The organism is Phormidesmis sp. 146-12, assembly GCF_052939495.1.
The window spans coordinates 1-2,317 of sequence record NZ_JBJPHS010000231.1 but is presented as its reverse complement, the minus strand read 5'-3'; the positions used below and the strand labels follow the sequence as shown (position 1 = coordinate 2,317).

Genomic DNA, 2,317 nt, shown 5'->3' with positions numbered 1-2,317 from the left:
TGAATTTACTGTCCTCTCTTGCATTCCAGCTTCCTAGTTTTGTCAGTCAAGCAGGTTCTCAGCCCATGAGCAGGTTGACCGCTTCAAATTCACGATCGTTAGAAGTCTTTTACACTTCATTTTCTACACTTCAATTTTAGAAGCCTCAGACATCAAAGATTGCAGAAGATTAATGTCACACTTCTTGTCACACTTCTTAAGATTGAGGGCTATTTGCATCCCACAACACGATGTTTTTTCGTGGAGAGATCAAGAAGTTTTTGGCGCATCCGGAACTTTACGGTCGATGAGTGTTTTAAAACTCACCTCCATAGACATGCGCTCCTGAGTGGCTCGTCTATTCATTCAGGCGGTTTGTAGAGGAGTTCAAAACCATTTCGATTTTGTTGTTGCTCGTGTTCACAGAATTCAAACCGTTCAACATACAGACATCAGTTTAGCAATCAATTAGTTATTTTAATTCTGTTTCCTACAGCAATCTTTAATTGATTGATCGCTGACTGTTTTTGACGTGCTTAAGCTCTCTATTCCCTCTAAGGAAAATTGCTCCATGACTGTTTCTCAAATTGCAACCATTCTCCAGTCCACTCTGCAAAATGGACAACTTGAACTCAAAGAATCCACGATCGAGTCTCTCCCGTTAGGCAGCCTGTTCGCCTTACTCGAAAGCGAAGGAATCGTTTTCAATCAAGCTGAAATTATTGCTGAAAGCGATCGCGTCACCCTTACGGGATTGGCTTCAATTCTCAACGCCACTAACGTTTTAGTAGAAGCCGTTTTTCAAGATTCCAACGATCGTGTAAATTTCGCTCTCAGCGCTAAACAGCTACCGATTTGCCGCATTCCTGGTGCTGCGTGGTTAGATCTGCGAGACGGACAGCTTGCCTTACAAGTGATTGAAGGGGATATTGCAGGGAGCATTAGTGGTAGCGTTCGCGTGGGTGATAGTGAGATTTCTACTGCGCTATTGGTCGGCAAGGTTGAAGGCGAAGTGGTTCTGCAATGGACGATCGCACAACTCGACATCTCAGCGATCGCGGCAACATTTCTAAACGGCGCATCAATGCCCCCTGATCTGCCAAACCTTGCCTTTAAGGATATTGAAACCACCATTCAGCCAAAGTCTCGCAGCTTCTCGTTTCGAGCCAGTTCTGCTCAGGCGTTGAGTTTTCCCCCCAGTGGAAACGGGTTTAGCATTACAGAAACCAGTCTTGCGATGAGCCGCGAGGCTGATCAGATTGAGTGCGCGATCGCCATTCACGGTCAAAACTCGTTGGTCATTGCTGAAGAATTTGCCCTCAACGAAGTTCAACTAGAGTTCAAACTTGCGGGGCAAGAGTGGTCAATCTCTGGTGCAGTCGAGGCAGAATTATTCGCTCAGTCTCTAACGTTGGCAGCGGAATATCGTCAAACGCAAGACGAGAGAAGTCTCAAGCTTTTTGCAGCCGCGACTCCCGCAATTAAAATCGTCGATTTAGAAGACGCGGGACACTTCAGCTTGTCGCAAATTGGGTTGGAGTTGAGTAAAGAACGAACAACCGAACCCAGCACCGCGCAGTCGGCTTGGAGTCTGTCGGCATCGGGTGCCATTCAAATTACAGACGTGCTTGATTTTGAAGGAACTCTGACGCTATTCAAACAGACTGACGGCACTGTGGGACTGATGTTTGAACCCGATCATGCCAGCGTTCGTTTGGCATTGCCGCCCACATCATTGATGGATTTAGAGTTTGGCGGAGTCTCGATCGTACGTCAACCCAGCCTCGATTCCACGACGACCGAATTTGCATTTGAGGCAGCAGTCACGTTAGCGTTTCAGGGATTTCACCCCACTGTTCACAAATACTTGCCGGAGACAATCCAAACCACATTCACAGCCGATCGTCATCGTGTCACTTTAACCGCAGATCGTGTGCTGCAACCGTTTGATTTTGTGATTCCTCCGATCGAGATCGATGCTGATACCCAAATTGATTTAGGGGTGGCGAGTTTAGATGTGTCGGATCTGGTGATTCGGCTTGGACAAGCGATCGAATTAGGGGCACAGCTTGGAGTCGGATTGCCCGCTAACTTAAATAAACTGTTTGGCGTTAACGATGACGGCACTGCACTCGTCGAATTCTTCAATACGTTTGACCCTAGCGATCGAGACAACACCGTCGTCAAAGCCGAACTCAGCATCGGCACCGCAGGCATCCAAATCATGCCGACCTCTTCGATCTTAAAAGCTGTGCAGTTGGTCGAAGAAAACGGCGAAACCTTCTGGTATTGCAAGCTTGGCAACGAGGGCGAATTTGGCGAAGTTAAGTTCAAAGTG

The 2,317-nt window shown here is 47.2% G+C and carries 1 protein-coding gene; it reads left to right on the top strand.

Going from position 1 to position 2,317, the window contains the following annotated elements; translation table 11 throughout:
• Window positions 1–550 precede the first annotated feature (550 nt).
• Window positions 551–2,317: hypothetical protein (locus ACKFKF_RS34855; RefSeq protein WP_446871909.1), on the top strand; the 1,767-nt coding region annotated here is incomplete at its 3' end.